The sequence below is a fragment of the uncultured Brevundimonas sp. genome (genome assembly GCF_963975535.1).
In the GTDB taxonomy this organism is placed as follows: Bacteria; Pseudomonadota; Alphaproteobacteria; order Caulobacterales; family Caulobacteraceae; genus Brevundimonas.
On record NZ_CAXBHE010000003.1, the window covers coordinates 348931 to 368072 of the forward strand.

The window sequence follows — 19142 nt, forward strand, 5'->3', positions numbered from 1 at the left end:
GCGCAATCAGACCCGCTCGCTGACCTTGATCGCTACCCGGCAGCCGGCCTTGATTACGGCGCTCAGCAGGCGGTGACCGGGGGCGTCGCGGCTACCCTGTTCGACCGCATGGTCATGATGCGCCAGTTCCTCGTCCCGGAACTGCGTCAGTTCGGCGGCCAGCGCCGGATCCCGGTCGGCCAGTTCGGCGATCTGTTCGGCATAATGCTGCTCGATCACGCTCTCAACGGCCTCGGTACAGGCATGGGCGGCCTTTTCGCCCATCAGCGCCGTCCCCGCCCCCAATGCCGTGGCCGCCAGACGCCAGACCGGGGTCATCAGGGTCGGCCGCACCCGTTCGGCGTTAAGCAAGGCCTCGAACCGGGCCAGATGCACCGCCTCCTGCTCACCCATCTCGCCCATGTCGGCGGCCAGGGATTCATGACCGGAACGGCCGCGGAACACCGCCTGCTGGGCGCGGTAGATATGGACTGCGGCATATTCCCCGGCGTGATCCACCCTCAGGATCTCGGCCCGGCGCGCGCGACCGGCTCCCCGACCCGGGCGGGGCAGGGGAATGCGGCGGTCGTCGGCGTCACTTTGCGGGGGCACGGGCATCCTTGGGCCGTTTGGCGGCCAGCAGGCTGACGATGGCGAGGGTCGCCGAAATCAGCGCATTCCATCCTGCCATGGACAGGCCCAGCCAGCTCCATGCCACGGCGTCGCACATGGCCACCCGCGCCACCGGGCCGGTACCCAGGGCCAGCGAATTCAGGGCTGCCTCGAGATCGAGTCCGCCGCCCCCGGCCGCGCAGGTCGCCGGCAGTTCCCACCAGTGCAGTTCGCCACCCGCATGGAAGGCGGCCGTGACCGTGCCGGTCAGGAAGACCAGAAACAGCAGAAAGGCCGCAATCCGCGGCGTGCCGCGACTGGCCCGGCTGACCAGGGCCCACAACGTCGCGGCCAGGGCGATGGCCACCGCGCCCCACAGGACCTCGCGCTGCCTCAGGCACAGATTGCAGGGGGCCAGACCGCCGAAACGCTCGAAGGCATGGGCCGCCGCCAGCATCGCCAGCGAAATGCCGAGCGCAAAGGCGGTCCACCAACGGGTCAGGAGACGAAAAAGGTCGGTCATCGGCCTATTCATAGACGCCTGCGCGGGGTCCGTCGATGGAGCGCTACAGCAGCTTCACCGCAGCGATCAGCGCGACCAGCAGGATCACACCCAGGATCGAGAACAGCGCCAGGCGTTTCTCCACCACCGCCAGCATGGCCGGACCGAATTTCTTCAGGATCCAGGCCTCCAGGAAGAACCGCCCGCCGCGCGTCACCACCGAGGCCGCGATGAAGACCGGGAAGCTGAAGGCCGCCAGACCCGACGCGATGGTCACCAGCTTGTAGGGGATCGGGGTCAGCCCCTTGATCAGGATGACCCAAAGCCCCCAGTCGGCGAACCAGCTCTTGAAATGCTCCAGACCGTCGGAGTGCCCCATCAGGCTCAGCACCCACAGCCCGACATCATTCAGAAAATAGCCGATGGCATAGCCGAGGATGCCGCCCAGCACCGATGCCGCCGTGCAGACCCCGGCATAGAAATAGGCCCGCTCCGGCCGCGCCAGAATCATCGGGCACAGCATCACATCGGGCGGAATCGGAAAGAAGGAGCTCTCGGCGAATGAGACGACGGCCAGGGCCGGAGTCGCGTGTCGGCTTCGCGCAAGGGCGAAGACCCAGTCGTACATCTTGCGAAGCATGGGGTCCTTTCGGGGCGTTCCTCCGCCTCTAGCAGGCCTCGCCGGCGGACGCACCCTCCAGATCGTGTTCGGCCGGCGGGTTGGCGAAGACGGTGCGGATCACTAGGTTCCGCGCCACAGAGCGGCGTCGCGCCGCTACCCCAATCAGGAGACGCTCCCATGCATGACGCGCCCCAGTCCGATGCCGCCGTCCGCCTCGACCAGGAAAACCCTCTCGGTGTCGACGGCTTTGAATTCGTCGAATTCACCGGCCCCGAGCCCGAATCCATGGTCAGCCGACTGGAATTGATGGGTTTCACCCCGACCCATGTCAATCCGAAGACCGGAGCGGTGCGCCTGAAGCAGGGCGACATCACCCTGCTGGTCAATCGCACGCCCCGGGGCCAGGCCGCCGATTTCGCCCGCGACCACGGCCCCTCGGCCAACGGCATGGCCTTCCGGGTCTCCGATGCGAAAGCCGCCTTCGACGGCGCGGTCCAGCGTGGCGGCCGCCCGGCCGAAGGCCATGACGGCGGGGCCCTGGGCAATGGGTACCCCTATGTGCTGCAGGGCATCGGCGGCTCGCTGCTGTACCTCGTCGACCAGTATGGCGACGCCGGTTCGCTCTATGACGGCTGGGACGAGATCGAGGGCTGGGAAGAGGCCGAGCGCAAGAATTCGGTCGGCCTGTTCATGCTCGACCACCTGACCCACAACGTGCGGCGCGGCCAGATGCGGACCTGGTCCGGCTTCTACGGCGACGTCTTTGCCTTCGAAGAGCAGAAATATTTCGATATCAAGGGCAAGGCGACCGGCCTGTTCTCGCAGGCCATGATCGCGCCCGACCGGGCCATCCGCATCCCGCTGAACGAGAGCCAGGACGAGAACTCCCAGATCGAGGAATTCCTGCGGCGCTACAATGGCGAAGGCATCCAGCACATCGCCCTGGCGACTGACGACATCTTCGAGACGGTGGAAGAGCTGAAACGCCGCGGCATTCCCTTCCAGGATACGATCGAGACCTATTTCGAGCTGATCGACAAACGCCTGCCCAACCACGGCGAGGACGTCGCCCGGATGCGGAAAAACCGTATCCTGATCGACGGTTCGGACGAGGAAGGCCTGCTGCTGCAGATCTTCACCCAGGACACCTTCGGCCCGATCTTCTTCGAGATCATCCAGCGCAAGGGCAACCAGGCGTTTGGTGAGGGCAATTTCCAGGCCCTGTTCGACTCGATCGAGCTGGACCAGATCCGTCGCGGCGTCATCAAGGTCGACGCCTAGGTCCGGATTCGGGATCGTAACGGCCGCAGGACGTCGCTACGATCCCGTCTTTCCACCGCCATACCGATCCTGCCCGGGAGGGGCCCGTCATGAAGTCCGCCATCCTCGCCTTCTGTCTGGCCGTCGGACTGGCCGGTGCCGCCACCGCCCAGCAAGCTCCGGCCTGGTCCTTCGCCATCCATGGCGGGGCGGGCGTGATCGAGCGCGACAGCCTGACGCCGGAACAGGACGCGGCCTATCGCGCCGCCCTGCATCGCGCGCTGGAGGCCGGCTCGGCGGTGCTGGCCGCCGGCGGCTCGTCGCTGGACGCGATCCAGGCCGCCATCGCGCTGATGGAGGACGACCCGCTGTTCAATGCCGGACGCGGGGCTGTCTTCACCGCCGCGGGCCGCAATGAGCTGGACGCCGCCGTGATGGACGGGTCGGACCTGAACGCCGGGGCCGTCGCCGGCCTGACCACCACCCGCCATCCGATCGCCGCCGCCCGGGCGGTGATGGAGCAGTCACCGCACGTCATGCTCATCGGAGAAGGGGCCGACACCTTCGCGGAGTCGGTCGGGCTTGAGCAGGTCGATCCGGCCTTCTTCTTCACCGAGCGCCGCTGGCGGGGGCTGGAGAGCGCCCTGCGCAACCAGAACCTGCCGATCCCGTCGCGCCCCGCGGGGGTGCCGGGATCGATGGCGGACAACACCCTGACCACCCCGCCGCTCAACGAGCGCAAATTCGGCACGGTCGGCGCGGTGGCGCTGGACAGCCAGGGCCGGCTCGCGGCCGGAACCTCGACCGGCGGCATGACCGCCAAGCGCTGGGGTCGGGTCGGGGACGTGCCCGTGATCGGTGCCGGCACCTACGCCTCCAACCGCGACGGCTGCGCGGTGTCGGCGACGGGCGATGGCGAGTATTTCATCCGCGCGACCGTGGCCCGCGATATCTGCGCCAGAATCGCCGCCGGATCGACCAGCCAGACCGCTGCCCAGGCGGAAGTTGATGATGCCCTGTCCCTGGGTGGTTCGGGTGGCGTCATCGTCATGGACGCTGAGGGTCAACCGAGTTTTGCCATGACCACCTCAGGCATGTATCGCGGCGCGGTTTCCAGCAACCAGCCCGCGCGCGCCGCCATCTACGGCGACGAAGAGTTGCGCCCGTGACCCATGGTGCCGTCCTCGATCTGGCCGAAAAATTCGCCGGCATTTCCGACCACTGGCAGCCGCGCGTCGCCGCCCGACTGAATGGACAGGACGTGCGACTGGTCAAGGTCCAGGGCGTCTTCCCCTGGCACAGCCATGCCGAGGCGGAGGAGATGTTCCTGGTGTGGAAGGGCCGGTTCCGGGTCGAATTTCGCGACCGCGTCGAGAGTCTCGCCCCCGGCCAGTTCATCATCGTGCCGCGCGGCGTCGAGCACCGCACCGCCGCCGACGACGAGGCCGAAGTGATGATTTTCGAGCCGTCTGACGTCATCAACACCGGCGACGCTGCGCCGTCCGCCTTCACCGCCCCCACCGGACAGACGATCTGACATGACCCAGCGCGACCATCCCGGCGTCGTCCTGCCGCCTCCGCTGATCTATTTCGGCTTCCTCGCCATCGGCTGGGGGCTGCACGTCTGGCTGCGCGGCCCCGATCTTGGCCTGACGGTCGAAGTTCGGCGTGGCCTGGCCATCGGCCTGATCCTCGCCGGACTGTTGCTGGACGGCATGGCTGCGGGCCTGTTCCGGCGCTGGGATACCGCGGTCGAGCCGTGGAAACCCTCGACCACCCTCATTACCGATGGCCCCTACCGTTTCAGCCGCAATCCGATCTACGTCGGCTTCGCCATCACCTATGTCGGCCTGGCCGTGGCCATGGACAGCTGGTTCGCCGTCGGTCTGCTGTTCCCCTGCCTGCTGGCCGTCGACCGCTTCGTCATCGCCCGTGAGGAACGTTATCTGGCCGCCAAATTCGGCGCGGCCTACCAGGCCTATTGCGCCCGGGTCAGGAGATGGCTGTGACTGCCTTTGTTGCCGACGACGAACTGTCCAGCATGGCCATTGAGGAGCTCGACTCCGCCTGCGCCCTCAAATGGCCGGAACTGAAACGCATCACCCCCTGGGGCGATACCTTTACCGGCTTCGCCCCTTCGGGTCGCGAGGTCGAGATCGAGCGCCGCTACCTCTGGTCCCACGAACCCCAGGGCGCGATTGCCGTCGAGATCGAGGTGCGAGTGTCCGGCGGACAGCAGGCAGCCGAGGCCCGGGCCCTGATCAACCCGCCCGACTGACCCGGTTCACCGACCGGCGTTAACCTTTTCGATTGCCAATCGGGCTGGCGGCGGCAACATGCGGTCGCACAACTTGGGGCATCGGCTGCATGACGCACTATCCGTCAGAGTTTCAGAACGGCGGGGGTTTCGACCCGGTCTCGCCGGACGTGTTTTTCAGCCTGTCGCCGGTGCTACTGACCACCTTCCTGCTGCTGCTGGCCCTGGCCGTCGTCCTCGCCTGGTTCGCCCGGGACCTGTTCGGCCGCAAGGACCCCGACGCCGCGGAGGATATCTGGACCGCGATCCACACCGCCTGTCTTCTGGCCATGGGGGCCAACAGCGACCAGTTGCTGGCCCGGGCCAAGGCCCTGCGCGAGGAGATCACCACCCGGCTGGGCCCGGTCCTGGGACTGGCCGAAGGGCTCAACAAACCCTTGGGCGGGCTCGACACGGCCATCAAGGGCAGGACCCGGGATGACCGGGCCACAACGGCCGCAGCGGCCTGCGCGCCGCACGTCACCGTGCTTCAGAACAGCCAGATCGTCGTCCGTGGCGAGGATGGCGGCGGCATCGCTCCAGTGACTCCGCCCGCCACGCCACCGCCGCCGGCCGATCGCGAAATGACCGACGCCGAACGCGCCGCCGCCCTGCGCGGTGCCATCGGGACCTTTCACGACCATTGGTCCCAAAAGGCCCTGCGCCTCGCCGAGCTTCGCAAGGCCCGCAACGCCCTCTGCCACACGGCCCCCTTCAAACCCGTCGCCCATCACTGACATCGAACGGTTCCCTCCCCGTCCAAAACCGCCTAAGCCTGAGGCATGAAACTCGCCTCTCTCAAGCACGGCCGTGATGGCCGCCTCGTCGTTATTTCGCGGGACCTGAACTGGTTCACGGACGCCTTCCTGATCGCCCCGACCCTGCAGGCGGCGCTCGATGACTGGGCGCGCTGCGAACCCCTGCTGCGTGCCCTGGCCGAGAGCCTCGAGCATGAGGGCGTGCCGCGCGGCCGCTTCCATGAACGCGAGGCCGCCGCCCCCCTGCCCCGCGCCTATCAATGGGCCGACGGCTCGGCCTATGTGAATCACGTCGCCCTGGTGCGGCAGGCGCGCAACGCGGAAATGCCCGACAGTTTCTGGACCGACCCCCTGATGTACCAAGGCGCGTCCGATTCCATGCTGGGCCCGCGCGATCCCATCCCCCTGGCCGACGAATCCTGGGGCTGCGATCTTGAGGCCGAGGTCGTGGTTGTCACCGGCGACGTCCCCCAGGGCGTATCGCCCGAGGCCGCCCTGACCCACGTCCGCCTGATCGGACTGGTCAACGACGTGTCGCTGCGCAATCTGATCCCGGGCGAACTGTCCAAGGGCTTCGGCTTTGTCCAGTCCAAGCCGGCATCGGCCCTGTCGCCGGTGTTCGTCACCCCCGACGAGCTCGGACCGCGCTGGAACGGCGGCAAGCTGCACGGCACCCTGTCGGTCCATCTGAACGGGGCCGAGTTCGGCAAGGCCGACGCCGGTGTCGACATGACCTTCGACTTCGGCACCCTGATCGCCCATCTGGCCAAGACGCGCAGCCTGTGCGCCGGCACCATCATCGGATCCGGCACGGTGTCCAACCGCGACACCGACGGCGGACCCGGCAAGCCGGTCGCCGACGGCGGTCTGGGCTATTCCTGTATCGCCGAGGTCCGCACCGTCGAGACCATCCTGCGCGGCAAGGCCGAGACGCCCTTCCTCAAACACGGCGACACCGTGCGGATCGAGATGCTGGACGACACCCACCACTCGATCTTCGGGGCCATCGAACAGAAAGTCGCGCCGCTCCGCTGAGTCACCGGTGTTCTCACATCCTGCGCCATGACCAGCGTCGGCCCCGCGCACGAGGCCACGACCATCAGGGCGGCCAGGGCGGCGAGCGGGCATTTGCGGGACATGACGGCCTTCCGGTGTTGACTACGACACAGGGGAGAGGCCCCGGGGACACCCTGCGGATGCAACAGCCGGATTAAGCTTTGGTCAGATGCACCGGCTGCATCCCGCAATCCCGCGTTGACGGGATCGGACCCACCGGGCTACCACCGCCGGGTCCGGCGCGATGCCGCGCGGACACTGCGGGCGTGGTGGAATTGGTAGACGCGCTGGACTCAAAATCCAGTTCCGAAAGGAGTGCCGGTTCGACCCCGGCCGCCCGCACCATCTGTTGACGATCAGAGCCGCTGGCCCGGTCAGATCAGACCGGCGGCCCCGGCGCTGCGGTACAGCATATAGACGGCCACCACGAAGATCAGGGCCGCGAACACCGACGTCAGCGCCCCGCGCCGGTCGGACAGGACCTTGGCCAGACGCGCACCGCCGAGACCACCCAGCACGCCACCGGCGATGAACACTGCCGCCAGCGGCCAGTCGACCCAGCCCGAGACCGCATAGTTGAGCGCCGTGGTCAGGCCGAAGGCCGTGACCCCGACCAGGGACGAGCCAATGGCATTGTAGATCGGCATCCGGGTCGACCACATCAGGCTGGGCACGATCAGGAATCCGCCGCCGATGCCGAAGAAGCCGGACAGGATGCCGGTCGCGGCCCCGGTGCCGATCAATTTCGGCGCATTGCCCGGAGTCAGTTGAACGGTCGGATCGCCCGCCGTGCCGCGCCCCTTCAGCATCATGGCCCCGACCACCAGCATCAGAATGGCAAACAGGGCCAGCAGGGTTTCGCCGTCGACCGCCTTGCCCAGGGTCGAGCCCGCCAACGCCCCGATCACGCCGGCCACGGCGAACAGGCCGGCGATCTTCCATTTCACCGTGCCCCCCCGGGCATGGTTGAGCAGATTGGCCGCGGCATTGGCGGCCACGGCGAAGGCACTGGTGCCGATGGCCAGATGCGGATCGCGCACCCCCACCACATAGACGATCAACGGCACGGCGAGGATCGAACCGCCGCCGCCGACCAGGCCCAGCGAAAAACCGACCAGCCCCCCGGACCCGGCCCCGAGAAGATACTGGACCAGGCTGAGTTGGGGCGCGATCTCCACGTCAGGCCGGACCGTTCTCGAGCCGCGGCTTCAGCGGCGACAGGTCGTAGCCGGCGGCGCGGGCCGTCTCGATCAGCTCCTGCGCCGGACGCGTCCCGGCGCTGGCCAGACCCCACAGGCAGGTGGTGCGTGTGCCACTGCGACAGAAGCCCAGCACGGGACCGGGCAGTTCGTCGAGGGCGGCGCGCATGGCCGCCACGGCCTCGGGACCCATGCTCGCGCCGGTGACCGGGATATGCCGGAAGGTCAGCCCCTCGGCCTCGGCAGCGGCCTTCACCTGGGCCGCATCGGGCTGGCCCGGCTCTTCACCGTCGGGCCGGTTCGAGATCACCGAGCGATAGCCCAGACCGGCGATCGCCTTCATGTCCTCCAGGGCGATCTGGGGCGCGGCATCCAGCCGGTCGTCGATCTTGCGAATATCCATAGCGTTGTTCCTTCTGGTCATCAGGCCCGGGGCGGCCGGGGCGTCACAACAGGTTGAGCGGCACCTTCAGATAGCGCACGCCATTGTCCTCGGGCGGCGGCAACTGGCCGCCGTTCATGTTGACCTGCACCGACGGCAGGATCAGCTTGGGCATCGACAGGGTCGCATCCCGGGCCGTGCGCATGGCGACGAACTCGTCCTCGCTGACGCCGTCGCGAACATGGATATTGCCGGTCCGCTCGGCCCCGATGGTGGTCTCCCAGGCGTAGGTCGTGCGTCCGGGCGGCGCCATGTAGTCGTGGCACAGGAAGACCCGCGCCGCATCCGGCAGCGAGGTCAGCCGGTGAATCGACCGGTAAAGGGTGCGGGCATCGCCGCCGGGAAAATCACAACGGGCCGTCCCGTAGTCCGGCATGAACAGGGTGTCGCCGGGAAAGACTGCATCGCCGATCACATAGGCCAGGCAGGCCGGCGTATGGCCGGGCACATGCAGCACCGCCGCCTCCAGTCCGCCGATGCTGAAGCGGTCGCCGTCGCGGAACAGTTGGTCGAACTGGCTGCCGTCGCGGTGGAAGGCCGCGGGCTCATTGAAGATTTCGCCGAAAGCCTGCTGCACCTGGACGATCTCGCCCCCGATGGCCATCTGCCCGCCGAGAGCCGCCTGCAGATAGGGGGCCGCCGAAAGGTGATCGGCATGGGCATGGGTCTCGAGCAGCCATTCGACGGTCAGCCCCTCGGCGCGAACAAAGGCGATCAGGGCGTCGGCCGAGGCGGTCGAGGTCCGCCCGGACGCGGCGTCATAGTCGAGAACGCTGTCGATGATCGCACAGGCACTCGACCCGGGATCGCGCACCACATGGCTGATCGTAAAGGTCGCTTCATCGAAGAAGGAGGTGACGACCGGCCGGCGCGCCCTGTTCGAAAGCGCCGCCTGCACCACCTCGGCGGCACGATCACGCGCAGGATCGACAGCGGGACGGGACATCGGAAAACTCCATATTGGCGTTGGCTCAACCCTATATCTTTTCATATTTCACGCAACTATGTAGTTTGTTGGGCGTGACTCGATCCTGCCCGGCAGATCGGGACCCGCCCCGACCCGGAGTGACCATGCAAGATTCGTCCGATTTCCCTGCCGCTGTCCCGCCCTTGCGGTTGAACGCCCTGGCCCCGGACTTCACCGCCCGCACCACGATGGGCGAGCGCAGTCTCAGTGACTATCGCGGCCGCTGGCTGGTGCTGATGTCGCACCCGGCCGACTTCACCCCGGTCTGCACCAGCGAGTTCGTCGCCCTGGCCCGCCAGGCCGACGCCTTCGCCGCCCTCGACTGCGACCTGATGGCCCTGTCGGTTGACAGCCTCTATGCCCACATCGCCTGGCTGGCGGACATCGACCGTCGCTACGGCGTGCGCATCCCCTTCCCGGTGATCGAGGACCCCTCGATGGTGATCGGCGCGGCCTACGGCATGGTCGACGCGACCTCACCGGACAGCGCCACCGTCCGCGCCACCTTCATCATCGATCCTGACGGCATTGTGCGGGCGATCAGCTGGTATCCGATGACGGTCGGACGATCGGTCGACGAACTGCTTCGCCTCGTGACGGCCCTGCAGGTCACCGATCGCGAACAGGCCTCGGCTCCGGCCGGCTGGACCACCGGTGCCCCCCTGATGGAACCCGCCGCCGTCACCCTCGACGAAGCCCTTGCCACCGAGGCCGGGGGACAGGGCTGGTACACGCGCGAGCGCCGGTCATGAACCCTGACACCCCCCTCACCGGCATGGACGCCCTGAAGGCCCGCGCGCCCCAGGCCGCCGACCTGCTGCGCCAGCTCAGCAACGCCAACCGCCTGCTGATCCTCTGCCACATCTCCCAGGAAGAACGTTCGGTCAGCCAGCTGGAGCAGGACCTCGGCATCAAACAGCCCGGCCTGTCGCAACAGCTGGCCGAGCTGCGCCAGTCTGGCCTGGTCAAGACCCGGCGCGAGTCGCGCTCGATCTTCTATTCGATCGCCGACGAGCGGGCCCTGGCCGTCATGTCCATGCTGCACGAGATCTTCTGCAAGGACCCGCGCGCCGTCACCGATCGCCTTGCCGACGAGGCCGCGCCCGCGCCGGCTGAACCGCTTCGCGGCGACCGGGCCCGCTTCGCCCGGATGATCCCGCCGCCCGAACGCCGCTAGGGCTGGACGGCCACTGTCTGCGGCGACGGTGCCGGCGGCGTCACCGGCTGGTCGTCGCGCAGCACGATATAGATGGCCGGAATCACCAGCACCGTCAGCAGGGTCGAGGACGCCAGGCCGAACAGCAGCGAGATGGCCAGCCCCTGGAAGATCGGGTCGAACAGGATCACCGCCGCCCCGATCATCGCGGCCAGGGCCGTCAGCAGAATCGGCTTGAAGCGGATCGCCCCGGCCTCCAGCAAGACCTCACGCAAGGGCCGTCCGTCGCCCTGGCTGTGGCGGATGAAGTCGACGAGCAGGATCGAGTTTCGCACGATGATCCCGGCCAGGGCGATGAAGCCGATCATCGAGGTGGCGGTAAACGGCGCGCCGAACACCATGTGCCCGATGACGATCCCCACCAGGGTCAGGGGGATCGGCGTCAGGATCACCAGCGGCACGCGGAAGCTCCTGAACTGGGCCACGACCAGCACATAGATCCCCAGCAGGGCGATACCAAAGGCGGCGCCCATGTCGCGGAAGGTCACCCAGGTGATCTCCCACTCGCCGTCCCACAGCACCGTCGGGACGCTCTCGTCATCGGGCTGGCCATTCATCCGGATGGCCGGCGTTCCGGTCGCGCCCCAGTGGGCGTCGCGGATGCGGGCATCGATCTCGAGCATGCCGTAGATCGGGGCCTCGTACTGACCCGCCAGTTCGGCCTGGATCATGTCGACGTCGCGACCGTCGCGGCGGTAGACGCGGGTCGAGCCGGCCTGGGTCTGCGCCGTCACCAGTTCGCCCAGTGAGACCAGCCGGCCGCCCCCGGCTGTATTGGCCACCGGGGTCGAGGCCAGGGTCTCGCTCCAGGTCCGGGCCGACTGCGGCAGGCGCACAGCGATCGGCAGCGGATCGCGCCCCTCGCCCCGATGGGCATAGCCCACCACCTGTCCGGCCATCACCGCCCCGATCGAATCCAGCACCTCACGCTCCGAGGCTCCGAACCGTTCGATCTGGGTGCGGTCCGGTACCAGCCGCAGCCGCGGCCGCGCCACGCCATAGCTGTCGTCGACGTCGACGACATAGGGCACGGACTTGAAGATGGCCCTCAGCCGTTCGGCGACATCCCGGCGGGTCGCGGCATCCGGGCCATAAACCTCGGCCAGCAGGGTGGCCATGACCGGCGGCCCCGGCGGGGCCTCGACCACCTTCAGCGACGTCCCGGCCGGCAGGGTCAGGTCGGCCAGCTTCGTCCGCAGGTCGAGGGCCACGTCATGGCTGTTGCGTTTGCGGTCGCCCTTGGCCGCCAGGGTAATCGACAGATCGCCCTGCTCGGGCAGGGTCCGCAGATAGTAGTGGCGTACCAGGCCGTTGAAATTGAACGGCGAGGCCGTGCCGGCATAGGAATCGACCGCCAGGACCTCCGGCAGCGTCCGGGCCACGCCCGCCGCCTCGGCGAGCACCCTCTGGGTCGCTTCCAGCGTCGTGCCCTCGGCCAGGTCGGCGACGACCATCAGTTCGGACTTGTTGTCGAACGGCAGCAATTTCACCGTCACCGCCTTGGTCGCGAACATGGCCATCGACAGCAGGGTGGCGATCCCGATGACGATCAGGAAGGTCCAGGCCGAGCGCCGTGTGGCGATGACCGGTCCCGCGACGCGACGGTAAAGCCGCCCCAGCGGACCTTCGTCATGGGCAGAATGGCCGCCGCCTGCCAGCGACTTGCGCGCGAACCGCACCATCAACCAGGGGGCGATGACCATGGCCACGAAGAAGGAGAAGACCATCGCCGCCGAGGCATTGACCGGGATCGGGGCCATATAGGGTCCCATCAGGCCCGAGACGAACAGCATCGGCAGCAGGGCTGCGACCACGGTCAGGGTGGCGACAATGGTCGGGTTGCCGACCTCGGCCACCGCTTCGATCGCCGCCCGCTGTCGCGTTCGATCGTCATCCATGGCCCAGTGCCGGGCGATGTTCTCGATCACCACAATGGCATCATCGACGAGGATGCCGATCGAGAAGATCAGGGCGAACAGGCTGACCCGGTTGATCGAATAGCCCATCAGGTTCGAGGCGAAGAGGGTCAGCAGGATGGTCGTCGGGATGACCACCGCGGTCACCGCCGCCTCGCGCCAGCCGATGGCGAATCCGATCAGGACCACGATCGACACCGTGGCCAGGCCGAGGTGCAGCAGCAACTCGTTGGCCTTCTCATTGGCACTCTCGCCATAGTCGCGGGTGACGGCGACGTGGAGACCCTCGGGGATCAAGGTGCCCTCCAATGCCTCAACCCGGTGCAGCACGGCCTCGGCCACCACTACGGCATTGGCCCCCTCGCGCTTGGCGATCGCCAGGGTGACGGCCGGCGCGTTGCTCCAGGTCCCCTCGGCGTCGCGGGACCAGCGACTGACCCGCGACTGGGTCTCGGCCGGGCCACGCACGACGGTGGCCACATCGCGGACCGCCACCGCCTGGCCGGTCGTCGAGGGCACGGTCAGCAGACCGATGTCTCCGGTGGCGGTCAGGGTCTGGCCCGCCACCACGGACACGGCCTGGCCGCCGTCACGCACCGAACCGGCGGGAAAGCTGCGGTTGGCCTGACGCACCGTGTCGATCAGCGCGCCCAGGGACACGCCGTGCAGCGCCAGGCGGGCCGGATCGGGCTCGACCCGGATCTCCTCGGACGCCCCCCCGACCACATAGGTCGTGCCGATGTCGGCAACCTTGGCCACTTCCGTCTGCAACTGATCGGCGATCAGCCGCAGGGTCGCCTCGTCCCAGCGCCCGGCATTGGCCGGATCCGGCGACAGGGTCAGGGTCAGCATCGGCACATCATTGATGCCCTTGACCTGGATCAGGGGCGGCGCGATCCCGACCGGAATCCGGTCCATATTGGCCTGGATCCGCTCATTGACCCGGACGATGGCGTTGTCCGGATGGGTCCCGACCTTGAACCGGGCCACAACGAGGACCTGGTCGTCATCGGCGAAGGTATAGACATGCTCGACGTCGGGGATCGATTTGACGATGCTCTCCAGCGGCTTGCCGACCAGTTCCACGGCATCCGGGGCCGACAGGCCGGGGGCCATGGCGATGATGTCGATCATCGGCACGCTGATCTGCGGCTCCTCCTCGCGGGGAATGCTAATCAGGGCCAGCAGACCGACAGCGAGGGCGGCGATCAGGATCAGCGGCGTCAGCGGTGACCGGATGGTGGCGGCGGTCAGCCGGCCCGAGATTCCAAGGTTCATCGGCTCGTTCCCGCGGGGGCGGCGATCCGGTCCCCGGCCACCAGGCCACTCAACACCTCGACCTCGGCCGCCGACGGTCCCGGCGCGATCTGGACCGGCGTATCCGCCACGGTCCCGCCGCGGACCAGCCGCACATAGTCGACCCCGAAACGGCTCACCACATGGGTCGCCGGAATGACGATCGCCTGGCGCTCGCCAACCGGCAGGCGAACGCCGATGCGACGTCCGATCAGGCTGGCACTGAGTCCCGAGGCGTCGATGTCGGCCACCACCTGGCCGGCGTCCACCGCCGGATAGACCTGGGCGACCGGGGCCGTCATCGCGTCTCCGCCGGGACCGTCCGGCGTCATCTCGACCCGCGTCCCGACCTGCAGGGCCCGCGCCTGGCCTTCGGGCAGTTGCACCCGCACAACGAGCGGCCCGGACGTGACGGTGGCGATCGACTGACCGGGCATCACCACCGAGCCCACAGGCACATCGGCCTTCAACACCCGTCCGGCCGTCGGGGCCAGGATGGCCCCCTGGGCCCCGGACTCGGCGCTGGCGGCCCTCTGGGCTCGCGCCGCCTCCAGATTGCCCTCGGCGGCCCGCGCCGTCGCCGCCACCTGATCGAGTTTGGCCTGGGCATAGATGCCCCGATCGAACAGGGTTCGGGTCCGGGTCAGATCGGCCCGGGCACGCTCGGCCTCGGCCTCGGCCGCGCGGACCATGGCGTCAAAGCCGGCCGTCTGCAGATTGATCCGGTCATCACGGACCACGCCGATCACCTGTCCGGCGCGCACCGTCGCGCCCTCCCGCACGTTCAGTCGTACCAGGGTGCCGCCGATCCGGGCCGTGGCCATGCCCATGTCGCGGGTCGTGACCTCGCCGGCGACCGGCTTCATGTCGGCGATGGTGCGCAGGGAGACGACATGGCCGCCGGTTGCCGAAGGCGCGGTCGGAGCCTCGGAGGTCGGGGTCGCCGGACCGCAGCCCGCGATGGTCAGCGCCAGACCCGTCAGGGCCACAGCGGCGATCCGCGTCAAATCAGGGCTCGGGAACGGCCACATGTTCATCACTCCTGCTACCGGGTACCGCCGGAGCGCCCGGATCGTTCAGTCGGCAGGCCGGCAGCCTTCCAGCCACCAATACCGCCGCCCATATGGCTGTCGGCGGCCACACCGGCGGCACGGCAGGCATGGACAGCCTTCAGGGACCGTACGCCGGAACCGCACTGGAACACGACGGAGGCCGAGCCGACGATCTCCACCAACCGGCCCGGATCGAAGCAAGACAACGGCTGATTGATCGCCCCGACAATCCGTTCCGCCGCGAACTCGCCGGGCTCCCGGACATCGACAACAAGCACGCGGCCGGCCGCCTGGGCGGCCTGAACGTCCTCGGCCGAAAGAGTCTTTACGTCCTTGATCTGGATCATCGCCGGGTCGCTCCGAAGGGGGTCTGGTGGACACAGGATCGACACACCGCCGACCATCGTTAGTTTCGTATTTGCGTATATTATGTCTATGTTGTAATCGTCAAGCGTCGCCGGCGATCGGCGCGGCGTCATCACAGGGAGTTCAGGCCAATGGCCGACAGCAAGAAACCCCATGTCGTCATCCTCGGTGCGGGCCTCGGGGGCACCGTCGCCGCCTTCGAGATCAAGGACGCCCTCGGCTATGCCGCCGACGTCACGGTGGTGAACCAGGGCTCGACCTTTCATTTTGTCCCGTCCAACCCCTGGGTCGCCGTGCGCTGGCGCAAGCGCGACGCCATCGAGGTTCAACTCGAGCCCGTCTACCGCAAGCGCGACATCCGCCTTCTGCCCCAGGGCTGTTCGCGCGTCCGTCCCGCCGACAGCCAGATCGACCTCGGCGACGGCGCGGTCCTCGACTACGACTACCTGGTCATTGCCACCGGCCCCGAGCTGGCCTTCGACGAGATCGAGGGCCTGGGCCCGGCACCCGGCTTCACCCAGTCGGTCTGCCACGTCGATCATGCCGAGGTCGCCGCCGATGCCTTCGACGCCCTGGCGGCCAACCCCGGCCCGGTCATCATCGGCGCGGTCCAGGGCGCGTCCTGCTTCGGTCCGGCCTATGAATTCGCCATGATCCTCGACACCGAGCTGCGGCGCCGCAAGATCCGCGACAAGGTGCCGATGACCTTCGTCACCTCGGAACCCTACATCGGCCACCTCGGCCTCGACGGCGTCGGCGATACCCGCGGCCTGCTCGAAAGCGAGATGCGTAACCGCCACATCAAATGGATCACCAGCGCCCGGGTGAAAAAGGTCGAGTCGGGCACCCTGCACGTCGAGGCGATCGACGACGACGGCTCGGTAAAGGCGACCCACGCCCTGCCCTTCACCTATTCCATGATGTTGCCGGCGTTCCGCGGCGTGCCGGCCGTCCGCGACGTCGAGGGTCTCGTCAATCCGCGCGGCTTCATCCTGGCCGACAAACACCAGCGCAACCCGACCTTCCCCAACATTTATTCGCTGGGCGTCTGCGTCGCCATTCCGCCGGTCGGCCCCACCCCGGTGCCGGTCGGGGTGCCCAAGACCGGCTTCATGATCGAGAGCATGGTCGCGGCGATCGCCCACAATCTGCGCCAGGAAATCAACGACCAGGCCCCGACCCACGAGGCGACCTGGAACGCGATCTGCCTGGCCGATTTCGGCGATGGCGGCGTCGCCTTCTTCGCCCAGCCACAGATCCCGCCGCGCAACATCAACTGGGCCTCGAGCGGCAAATGGGTCCACCTCGCCAAGGTCGGATTCGAGAAATATTTCATCGGCAAGGTCCGGCGCGGCGAGAGCGTCCCCTTCTACGAGCGGCTGGGCCTCGACCTGATCGGGGCCCATCGCCTCAAGCGCTGAGCCGCCCCTTCACCCTAATCGGAGCATGATCATGAACCTCGACCGCGCCATTCTCGTCTTCGCCGGCATTGTCATCCTGATCGGGGTGACCCTCAGCCTGACGGTCCATCCGTGGTGGATTGCCCTGACGGTCTTCGCCGCCCTGAACCTGATCCAGTCGGCCTTCACCGGCTTCTGTCCGGCGGCCCTGGTGTTCCGGGCGTTCGGCTTCAAATCCGGCTGCGCCTTCCGCTAGGGCGGGCGTCCGACAGACGGCAAAAGGCCCGGCCGCTTCACAGCGGCCGGGCCTTTCGTATCGACGACGCCAGGCGTCTAGTTGGGCACGCGCTCGACGGTGACGCCACGGGCGGCGAGGATCGACTGGACGCTGTCATCCCCGGCCAGATGGGCGGCCCCCACGGCGATGAAGACCGTGCCCGACCCCTCGAGCAGGGTCTCGATCTGCCCGGCCCAGTTGGCGTTCCGGTCGACCAGCAGCGCCTGGTACATCAGTTCGCTCGCATCGCGCATCGGCTGGACTCCGATCGTCTCGATCGCCTCGATGTCGCCGCCGGCCCAGGCGGTCACCAGCTTGTCCAGTTCGACCGTCGCGTCCTCGAAATCCTCGAGAGTGCTGCGCAGGAAGGTCAGCTGTCCGGCCTCGGGGAAGGTCGCCAGTATGCTGATTTGCTCGTCCAGGGTCTCGAAGCCGGTGACCGTCTTGCCCGAAGCCTCGGCGCGCGCCTTCAACAGCAGGTCGACTCCCGATGTCGGATCATACCCGGCCTTGGTCAACGGAGCGACCGACAGGGTCAGCGCCGCCAGCCAGGGGCGCATGGGATCCATCTGGGCCGCGCTCAATCCGATGGATTTGGCCGCGACATCGAGCGCCGCCAGTTCATCCGCGGTCAGCAGGCTGGACAGGGGGGTTTCCGGCGAGATGCCGTACTGCATGATCAACGGCATGGCCGCCGCCTGGTCATCCGGGTTGGCGACCTCGAGGATCAGGCGGCTGGCGCTGTCGAAGGCGGCGTCAACGGTGTCGGACCCCCAGGCCGTGGTCGGACGCAGCACATGCACCGTGCCGAACAGATACAGGGTCGAATCCGCATCGCGGACGACCCACAGCGCCGGACCGTTCCCCTCGGCGCGCGGGGCCGGGGTGCTGGCGGCGGCGGCCGGGGTCTGGGCCAGGGCGGTGGTCGGCAGGCTGCCGACGAGGGCGGCGGTCAGGGCGACGCCGAAGGCGGCTCCGACGGCATGGCGGGCCAGATCACTGGCGGAGGTCTTGAGGCGGGTCATGAAGGTCATGGTGAGATCCTGTTCGAGGTTGATGGCGAAAAGCCGGTGGAGGGTTGGGGTTATTCGGAAAAAATGGACTCGATCGCCTGGTCGAAGACCCGGGCGATCTTGAAGGCGAGCGGCAGGGACGGGTCGTAGCGGCCGGTCTCCAGCGCATTGACGGTCTGGCGTGAGACGCCGAGCTGTTCGGCCAGATCGGCCTGGCTCCAGTCGCGTTCGGCCCGCAGGATCTTGAGGCGGTTGTTCATGTCAGCCCCCTAGCGCCGGACCAGCCACCAGCCGGCCCAGGCGAGGGCGTAGCCGCAGACCTGGAACATGGCGCAGATGAACCCTCCCAGGAGCAGCAAATCCACGGGATCACTGCCCAGAGAGGCCAGGGCCTGACCCCCGCGTGCGGTGCTGAACAGCGTGATGGCGGCGATACCACCGAAGGCGATGCCCCCGTTGCTGCCCCACCACCAGGCCCATTTGTGGGCTTCGCGGGCGGCCTCATCGAGTGTGTTCCACCACAGGAGGGTCGCCCAGATCGCGATCAGCATCCCCACCGTGCCGCCGACGGCCGCGATCAGAAGGCCCACCGAGCTGGTTGAGCCGAAGCCCACGGCCACCCCGGCCCCGATCCCGCCGCCGATGGCACAGCCGACGGCGGCGGCGAGATAGCGAACCAAGGGCCGACGGGCCAGGGCCGTTGAAATGTTCATGACAAGCTCCCGTGTCTATTTGACAAGGGTGTTTTACACCGCCCAGCGAACAGGTCAAGCACCCTTGTCATAAAAACAAGTTCGCTTGACAGAGGGGCCGCCAGGCGTCGGTCAGGCCGGGCGTTGCAAGGGACGACGAAGCTCATGTGTCGTTATTTAGCTAAACGACAAACAAATGTCCACCCACGCCCTGAACCCGC

General features: G+C 67.7%; 23 protein-coding genes and 1 tRNA gene. 12 read left to right on the forward strand and 12 right to left on the reverse strand.

What is annotated here, in order from left to right:
- Positions 1-6 precede the first annotated feature (6 nt).
- From AACZ75_RS05935 to AACZ75_RS05945, 3 genes are read right to left on the reverse strand one after another with little or no spacing between them, the layout of a single operon-like run.
- Complete coding sequence (locus AACZ75_RS05935; RefSeq protein WP_339871824.1) at positions 7-591, reverse strand: demethoxyubiquinone hydroxylase family protein; 585 nt, start codon at positions 589-591, stop codon at positions 7-9.
- On the reverse strand, positions 575-1114 hold the full coding sequence (locus tag AACZ75_RS05940; protein ID WP_339871826.1) for a disulfide bond formation protein B: 540 nt from the start codon (positions 1112-1114) through the stop codon (positions 575-577). Before AACZ75_RS05940 ends, AACZ75_RS05935 begins: the two co-directional genes overlap by 17 nt.
- Positions 1115-1157: 43 nt before the next feature.
- Positions 1158-1733: a YqaA family protein gene (locus AACZ75_RS05945; RefSeq protein WP_339871828.1), complete on the reverse strand. Its 576-nt coding sequence runs from the start codon at positions 1731-1733 to the stop codon at positions 1158-1160.
- A gap of 159 nt (positions 1734-1892) precedes the next feature.
- On the opposite strand from AACZ75_RS05945, the gene hppD reads away from it, so the two are divergent.
- The 8 genes from hppD to AACZ75_RS05985 all read left to right on the forward strand — a co-directional run bounded on the left by hppD (position 1893) and on the right by AACZ75_RS05985 (position 7430).
- On the forward strand, positions 1893-2996 hold the full coding sequence (hppD, locus tag AACZ75_RS05950) for a 4-hydroxyphenylpyruvate dioxygenase (protein ID WP_339871829.1): 1104 nt from the start codon (positions 1893-1895) through the stop codon (positions 2994-2996).
- Positions 2997-3085: 89 nt separating this feature from the next.
- On the forward strand, positions 3086-4144 hold the full coding sequence (locus AACZ75_RS05955; protein ID WP_339871830.1) for an isoaspartyl peptidase/L-asparaginase: 1059 nt from the start codon (positions 3086-3088) through the stop codon (positions 4142-4144).
- Positions 4141-4512 (forward strand): cupin domain-containing protein, encoded by a 372-nt coding sequence (locus AACZ75_RS05960; RefSeq protein WP_339871831.1) that lies wholly within the window; start codon positions 4141-4143, stop codon positions 4510-4512. Before AACZ75_RS05955 ends, AACZ75_RS05960 begins: the two co-directional genes overlap by 4 nt.
- Position 4513: 1 nt before the next feature.
- Positions 4514-4984, forward strand: coding sequence for an isoprenylcysteine carboxylmethyltransferase family protein (locus AACZ75_RS05965; RefSeq protein ID WP_339871832.1), 471 nt, complete (start codon positions 4514-4516; stop codon positions 4982-4984).
- Positions 4981-5253: a hypothetical protein gene (locus tag AACZ75_RS05970; protein ID WP_339871833.1), complete on the forward strand. Its 273-nt coding sequence runs from the start codon at positions 4981-4983 to the stop codon at positions 5251-5253. The genes AACZ75_RS05965 and AACZ75_RS05970 overlap by 4 nt, the downstream gene beginning before the upstream one ends.
- Before the next feature lie 89 nt (positions 5254-5342).
- Positions 5343-6008, forward strand: a complete 666-nt coding sequence (locus tag AACZ75_RS05975; RefSeq protein WP_339871834.1) for a hypothetical protein — start codon at positions 5343-5345, stop codon at positions 6006-6008.
- Positions 6009-6053: 45 nt separating this feature from the next.
- Entirely contained in the window at positions 6054-7064 is a 1011-nt protein-coding gene (locus AACZ75_RS05980; RefSeq protein ID WP_339871835.1) for a fumarylacetoacetate hydrolase family protein, read from the forward strand.
- A 281-nt stretch (positions 7065-7345) separates the two neighbouring features.
- Positions 7346-7430, forward strand: a tRNA-Leu gene (locus tag AACZ75_RS05985).
- Between the two features lie 29 nt (positions 7431-7459).
- On the opposite strand, the gene AACZ75_RS05990 is transcribed toward AACZ75_RS05985, so the two are convergent.
- Genes AACZ75_RS05990 through AACZ75_RS06000 form a run of 3 tightly spaced genes read right to left on the reverse strand, consistent with a single transcriptional unit; the run spans position 7460 to position 9672 of the window.
- Positions 7460-8257, reverse strand: a complete 798-nt coding sequence (locus tag AACZ75_RS05990; protein WP_339871880.1) for a sulfite exporter TauE/SafE family protein — start codon at positions 8255-8257, stop codon at positions 7460-7462.
- Between the two features lie 7 nt (positions 8258-8264).
- Positions 8265-8687, reverse strand: a complete 423-nt coding sequence (locus tag AACZ75_RS05995; RefSeq protein WP_339871836.1) for a TIGR01244 family sulfur transferase — start codon at positions 8685-8687, stop codon at positions 8265-8267.
- Positions 8688-8730: 43 nt separating this feature from the next.
- Positions 8731-9672 carry an MBL fold metallo-hydrolase gene (locus AACZ75_RS06000; protein WP_339871837.1) on the reverse strand — a complete coding sequence of 314 codons (942 nt, stop codon included), beginning with the start codon at positions 9670-9672 and terminating at the stop codon, positions 8731-8733.
- Positions 9673-9797: 125 nt separating this feature from the next.
- Here AACZ75_RS06000 and AACZ75_RS06005 point away from each other — a divergent pair, with 125 nt between their 5' ends.
- Together AACZ75_RS06005 and AACZ75_RS06010 are read left to right on the forward strand one after the other, a co-directional pair.
- Positions 9798-10445 carry a peroxiredoxin gene (locus AACZ75_RS06005; RefSeq protein WP_339871838.1) on the forward strand — a complete coding sequence of 216 codons (648 nt, stop codon included), beginning with the start codon at positions 9798-9800 and terminating at the stop codon, positions 10443-10445.
- The gene (locus tag AACZ75_RS06010) at positions 10442-10870 is read left to right on the forward strand and encodes a metalloregulator ArsR/SmtB family transcription factor (RefSeq protein WP_339871839.1); all 429 of its coding nucleotides are present in this window, start codon (positions 10442-10444) and stop codon (positions 10868-10870) included. The genes AACZ75_RS06005 and AACZ75_RS06010 overlap by 4 nt, the downstream gene beginning before the upstream one ends.
- On the opposite strand, the gene AACZ75_RS06015 is transcribed toward AACZ75_RS06010, so the two are convergent.
- Genes AACZ75_RS06015 through AACZ75_RS06025 form a run of 3 tightly spaced genes read right to left on the reverse strand, consistent with a single transcriptional unit; the run spans position 10867 to position 15694 of the window.
- Complete coding sequence (locus AACZ75_RS06015) at positions 10867-14103, reverse strand: efflux RND transporter permease subunit (RefSeq protein WP_339871840.1); 3237 nt, start codon at positions 14101-14103, stop codon at positions 10867-10869. The two genes, AACZ75_RS06010 and AACZ75_RS06015, sit on opposite strands and share 4 nt — an antisense overlap.
- Positions 14100-15152, reverse strand: coding sequence for an efflux RND transporter periplasmic adaptor subunit (locus AACZ75_RS06020; protein ID WP_339871841.1), 1053 nt, complete (start codon positions 15150-15152; stop codon positions 14100-14102). Before AACZ75_RS06020 ends, AACZ75_RS06015 begins: the two co-directional genes overlap by 4 nt.
- Positions 15153-15166: 14 nt before the next feature.
- On the reverse strand, positions 15167-15694 hold the full coding sequence (locus AACZ75_RS06025) for a rhodanese-like domain-containing protein (protein WP_339871842.1): 528 nt from the start codon (positions 15692-15694) through the stop codon (positions 15167-15169).
- Here AACZ75_RS06025 and AACZ75_RS06030 point away from each other — a divergent pair.
- A complete protein-coding gene (locus tag AACZ75_RS06030) occupies positions 15671-16960 on the forward strand; it encodes an FAD-dependent oxidoreductase (protein ID WP_339871843.1) in 1290 nt (429 codons plus the stop codon). The two genes, AACZ75_RS06025 and AACZ75_RS06030, sit on opposite strands and share 24 nt — an antisense overlap.
- Before the next feature lie 31 nt (positions 16961-16991).
- Positions 16992-17195: a DUF2892 domain-containing protein gene (locus AACZ75_RS06035; protein WP_339871844.1), complete on the forward strand. Its 204-nt coding sequence runs from the start codon at positions 16992-16994 to the stop codon at positions 17193-17195.
- A 77-nt stretch (positions 17196-17272) separates the two neighbouring features.
- Here AACZ75_RS06035 and AACZ75_RS06040 read toward each other — a convergent pair whose 3' ends face one another.
- From AACZ75_RS06040 to AACZ75_RS06050, 3 genes are read right to left on the reverse strand one after another with little or no spacing between them, the layout of a single operon-like run.
- Positions 17273-18250, reverse strand: a complete 978-nt coding sequence (locus AACZ75_RS06040; RefSeq protein ID WP_339871845.1) for a TraB/GumN family protein — start codon at positions 18248-18250, stop codon at positions 17273-17275.
- Positions 18251-18300: 50 nt separating this feature from the next.
- Positions 18301-18489 (reverse strand): helix-turn-helix transcriptional regulator, encoded by a 189-nt coding sequence (locus AACZ75_RS06045; RefSeq protein WP_339871846.1) that lies wholly within the window; start codon positions 18487-18489, stop codon positions 18301-18303.
- A 9-nt stretch (positions 18490-18498) separates the two neighbouring features.
- On the reverse strand, positions 18499-18942 hold the full coding sequence (locus AACZ75_RS06050) for a hypothetical protein (protein WP_339871847.1): 444 nt from the start codon (positions 18940-18942) through the stop codon (positions 18499-18501).
- Between the last annotated feature and the right edge of the window lie 200 nt (positions 18943-19142).

Excerpts from the sequence above, each read along its gene's own strand:
- AACZ75_RS05955 (WP_339871830.1), top strand. The coding sequence starts at position 3,086 with ATGAAGTCCGCCATCCTCGCCTTCTGTCTGGCCGTCGGACTGGCCGGT.
- AACZ75_RS05995 (WP_339871836.1), bottom strand. The coding sequence starts at position 8,687 with ATGGATATTCGCAAGATCGACGACCGGCTGGATGCCGCGCCCCAGATC.
- AACZ75_RS06030 (WP_339871843.1), top strand. The coding sequence starts at position 15,671 with ATGGCCGACAGCAAGAAACCCCATGTCGTCATCCTCGGTGCGGGCCTC.
- AACZ75_RS05980 (WP_339871835.1), top strand. The coding sequence starts at position 6,054 with ATGAAACTCGCCTCTCTCAAGCACGGCCGTGATGGCCGCCTCGTCGTT.
- AACZ75_RS06025 (WP_339871842.1), bottom strand. The coding sequence starts at position 15,694 with ATGGGGTTTCTTGCTGTCGGCCATTGGCCTGAACTCCCTGTGATGACG.
- AACZ75_RS06020 (WP_339871841.1), bottom strand. The coding sequence starts at position 15,152 with ATGTGGCCGTTCCCGAGCCCTGATTTGACGCGGATCGCCGCTGTGGCC.
- AACZ75_RS05940 (WP_339871826.1), bottom strand. The coding sequence starts at position 1,114 with ATGACCGACCTTTTTCGTCTCCTGACCCGTTGGTGGACCGCCTTTGCG.
- AACZ75_RS06010 (WP_339871839.1), top strand. The coding sequence starts at position 10,442 with ATGAACCCTGACACCCCCCTCACCGGCATGGACGCCCTGAAGGCCCGC.
- hppD (WP_339871829.1), top strand. The coding sequence starts at position 1,893 with ATGCATGACGCGCCCCAGTCCGATGCCGCCGTCCGCCTCGACCAGGAA.
- AACZ75_RS05975 (WP_339871834.1), top strand. The coding sequence starts at position 5,343 with ATGACGCACTATCCGTCAGAGTTTCAGAACGGCGGGGGTTTCGACCCG.
- AACZ75_RS05945 (WP_339871828.1), bottom strand. The coding sequence starts at position 1,733 with ATGCTTCGCAAGATGTACGACTGGGTCTTCGCCCTTGCGCGAAGCCGA.
- AACZ75_RS06005 (WP_339871838.1), top strand. The coding sequence starts at position 9,798 with ATGCAAGATTCGTCCGATTTCCCTGCCGCTGTCCCGCCCTTGCGGTTG.
- AACZ75_RS06050 (WP_339871847.1), bottom strand. The coding sequence starts at position 18,942 with ATGAACATTTCAACGGCCCTGGCCCGTCGGCCCTTGGTTCGCTATCTC.
- AACZ75_RS06040 (WP_339871845.1), bottom strand. The coding sequence starts at position 18,250 with ATGACCTTCATGACCCGCCTCAAGACCTCCGCCAGTGATCTGGCCCGC.
- AACZ75_RS06035 (WP_339871844.1), top strand. The coding sequence starts at position 16,992 with ATGAACCTCGACCGCGCCATTCTCGTCTTCGCCGGCATTGTCATCCTG.
- AACZ75_RS05965 (WP_339871832.1), top strand. The coding sequence starts at position 4,514 with ATGACCCAGCGCGACCATCCCGGCGTCGTCCTGCCGCCTCCGCTGATC.
- AACZ75_RS06015 (WP_339871840.1), bottom strand. The coding sequence starts at position 14,103 with ATGAACCTTGGAATCTCGGGCCGGCTGACCGCCGCCACCATCCGGTCA.
- AACZ75_RS06045 (WP_339871846.1), bottom strand. The coding sequence starts at position 18,489 with ATGAACAACCGCCTCAAGATCCTGCGGGCCGAACGCGACTGGAGCCAG.
- AACZ75_RS06000 (WP_339871837.1), bottom strand. The coding sequence starts at position 9,672 with ATGTCCCGTCCCGCTGTCGATCCTGCGCGTGATCGTGCCGCCGAGGTG.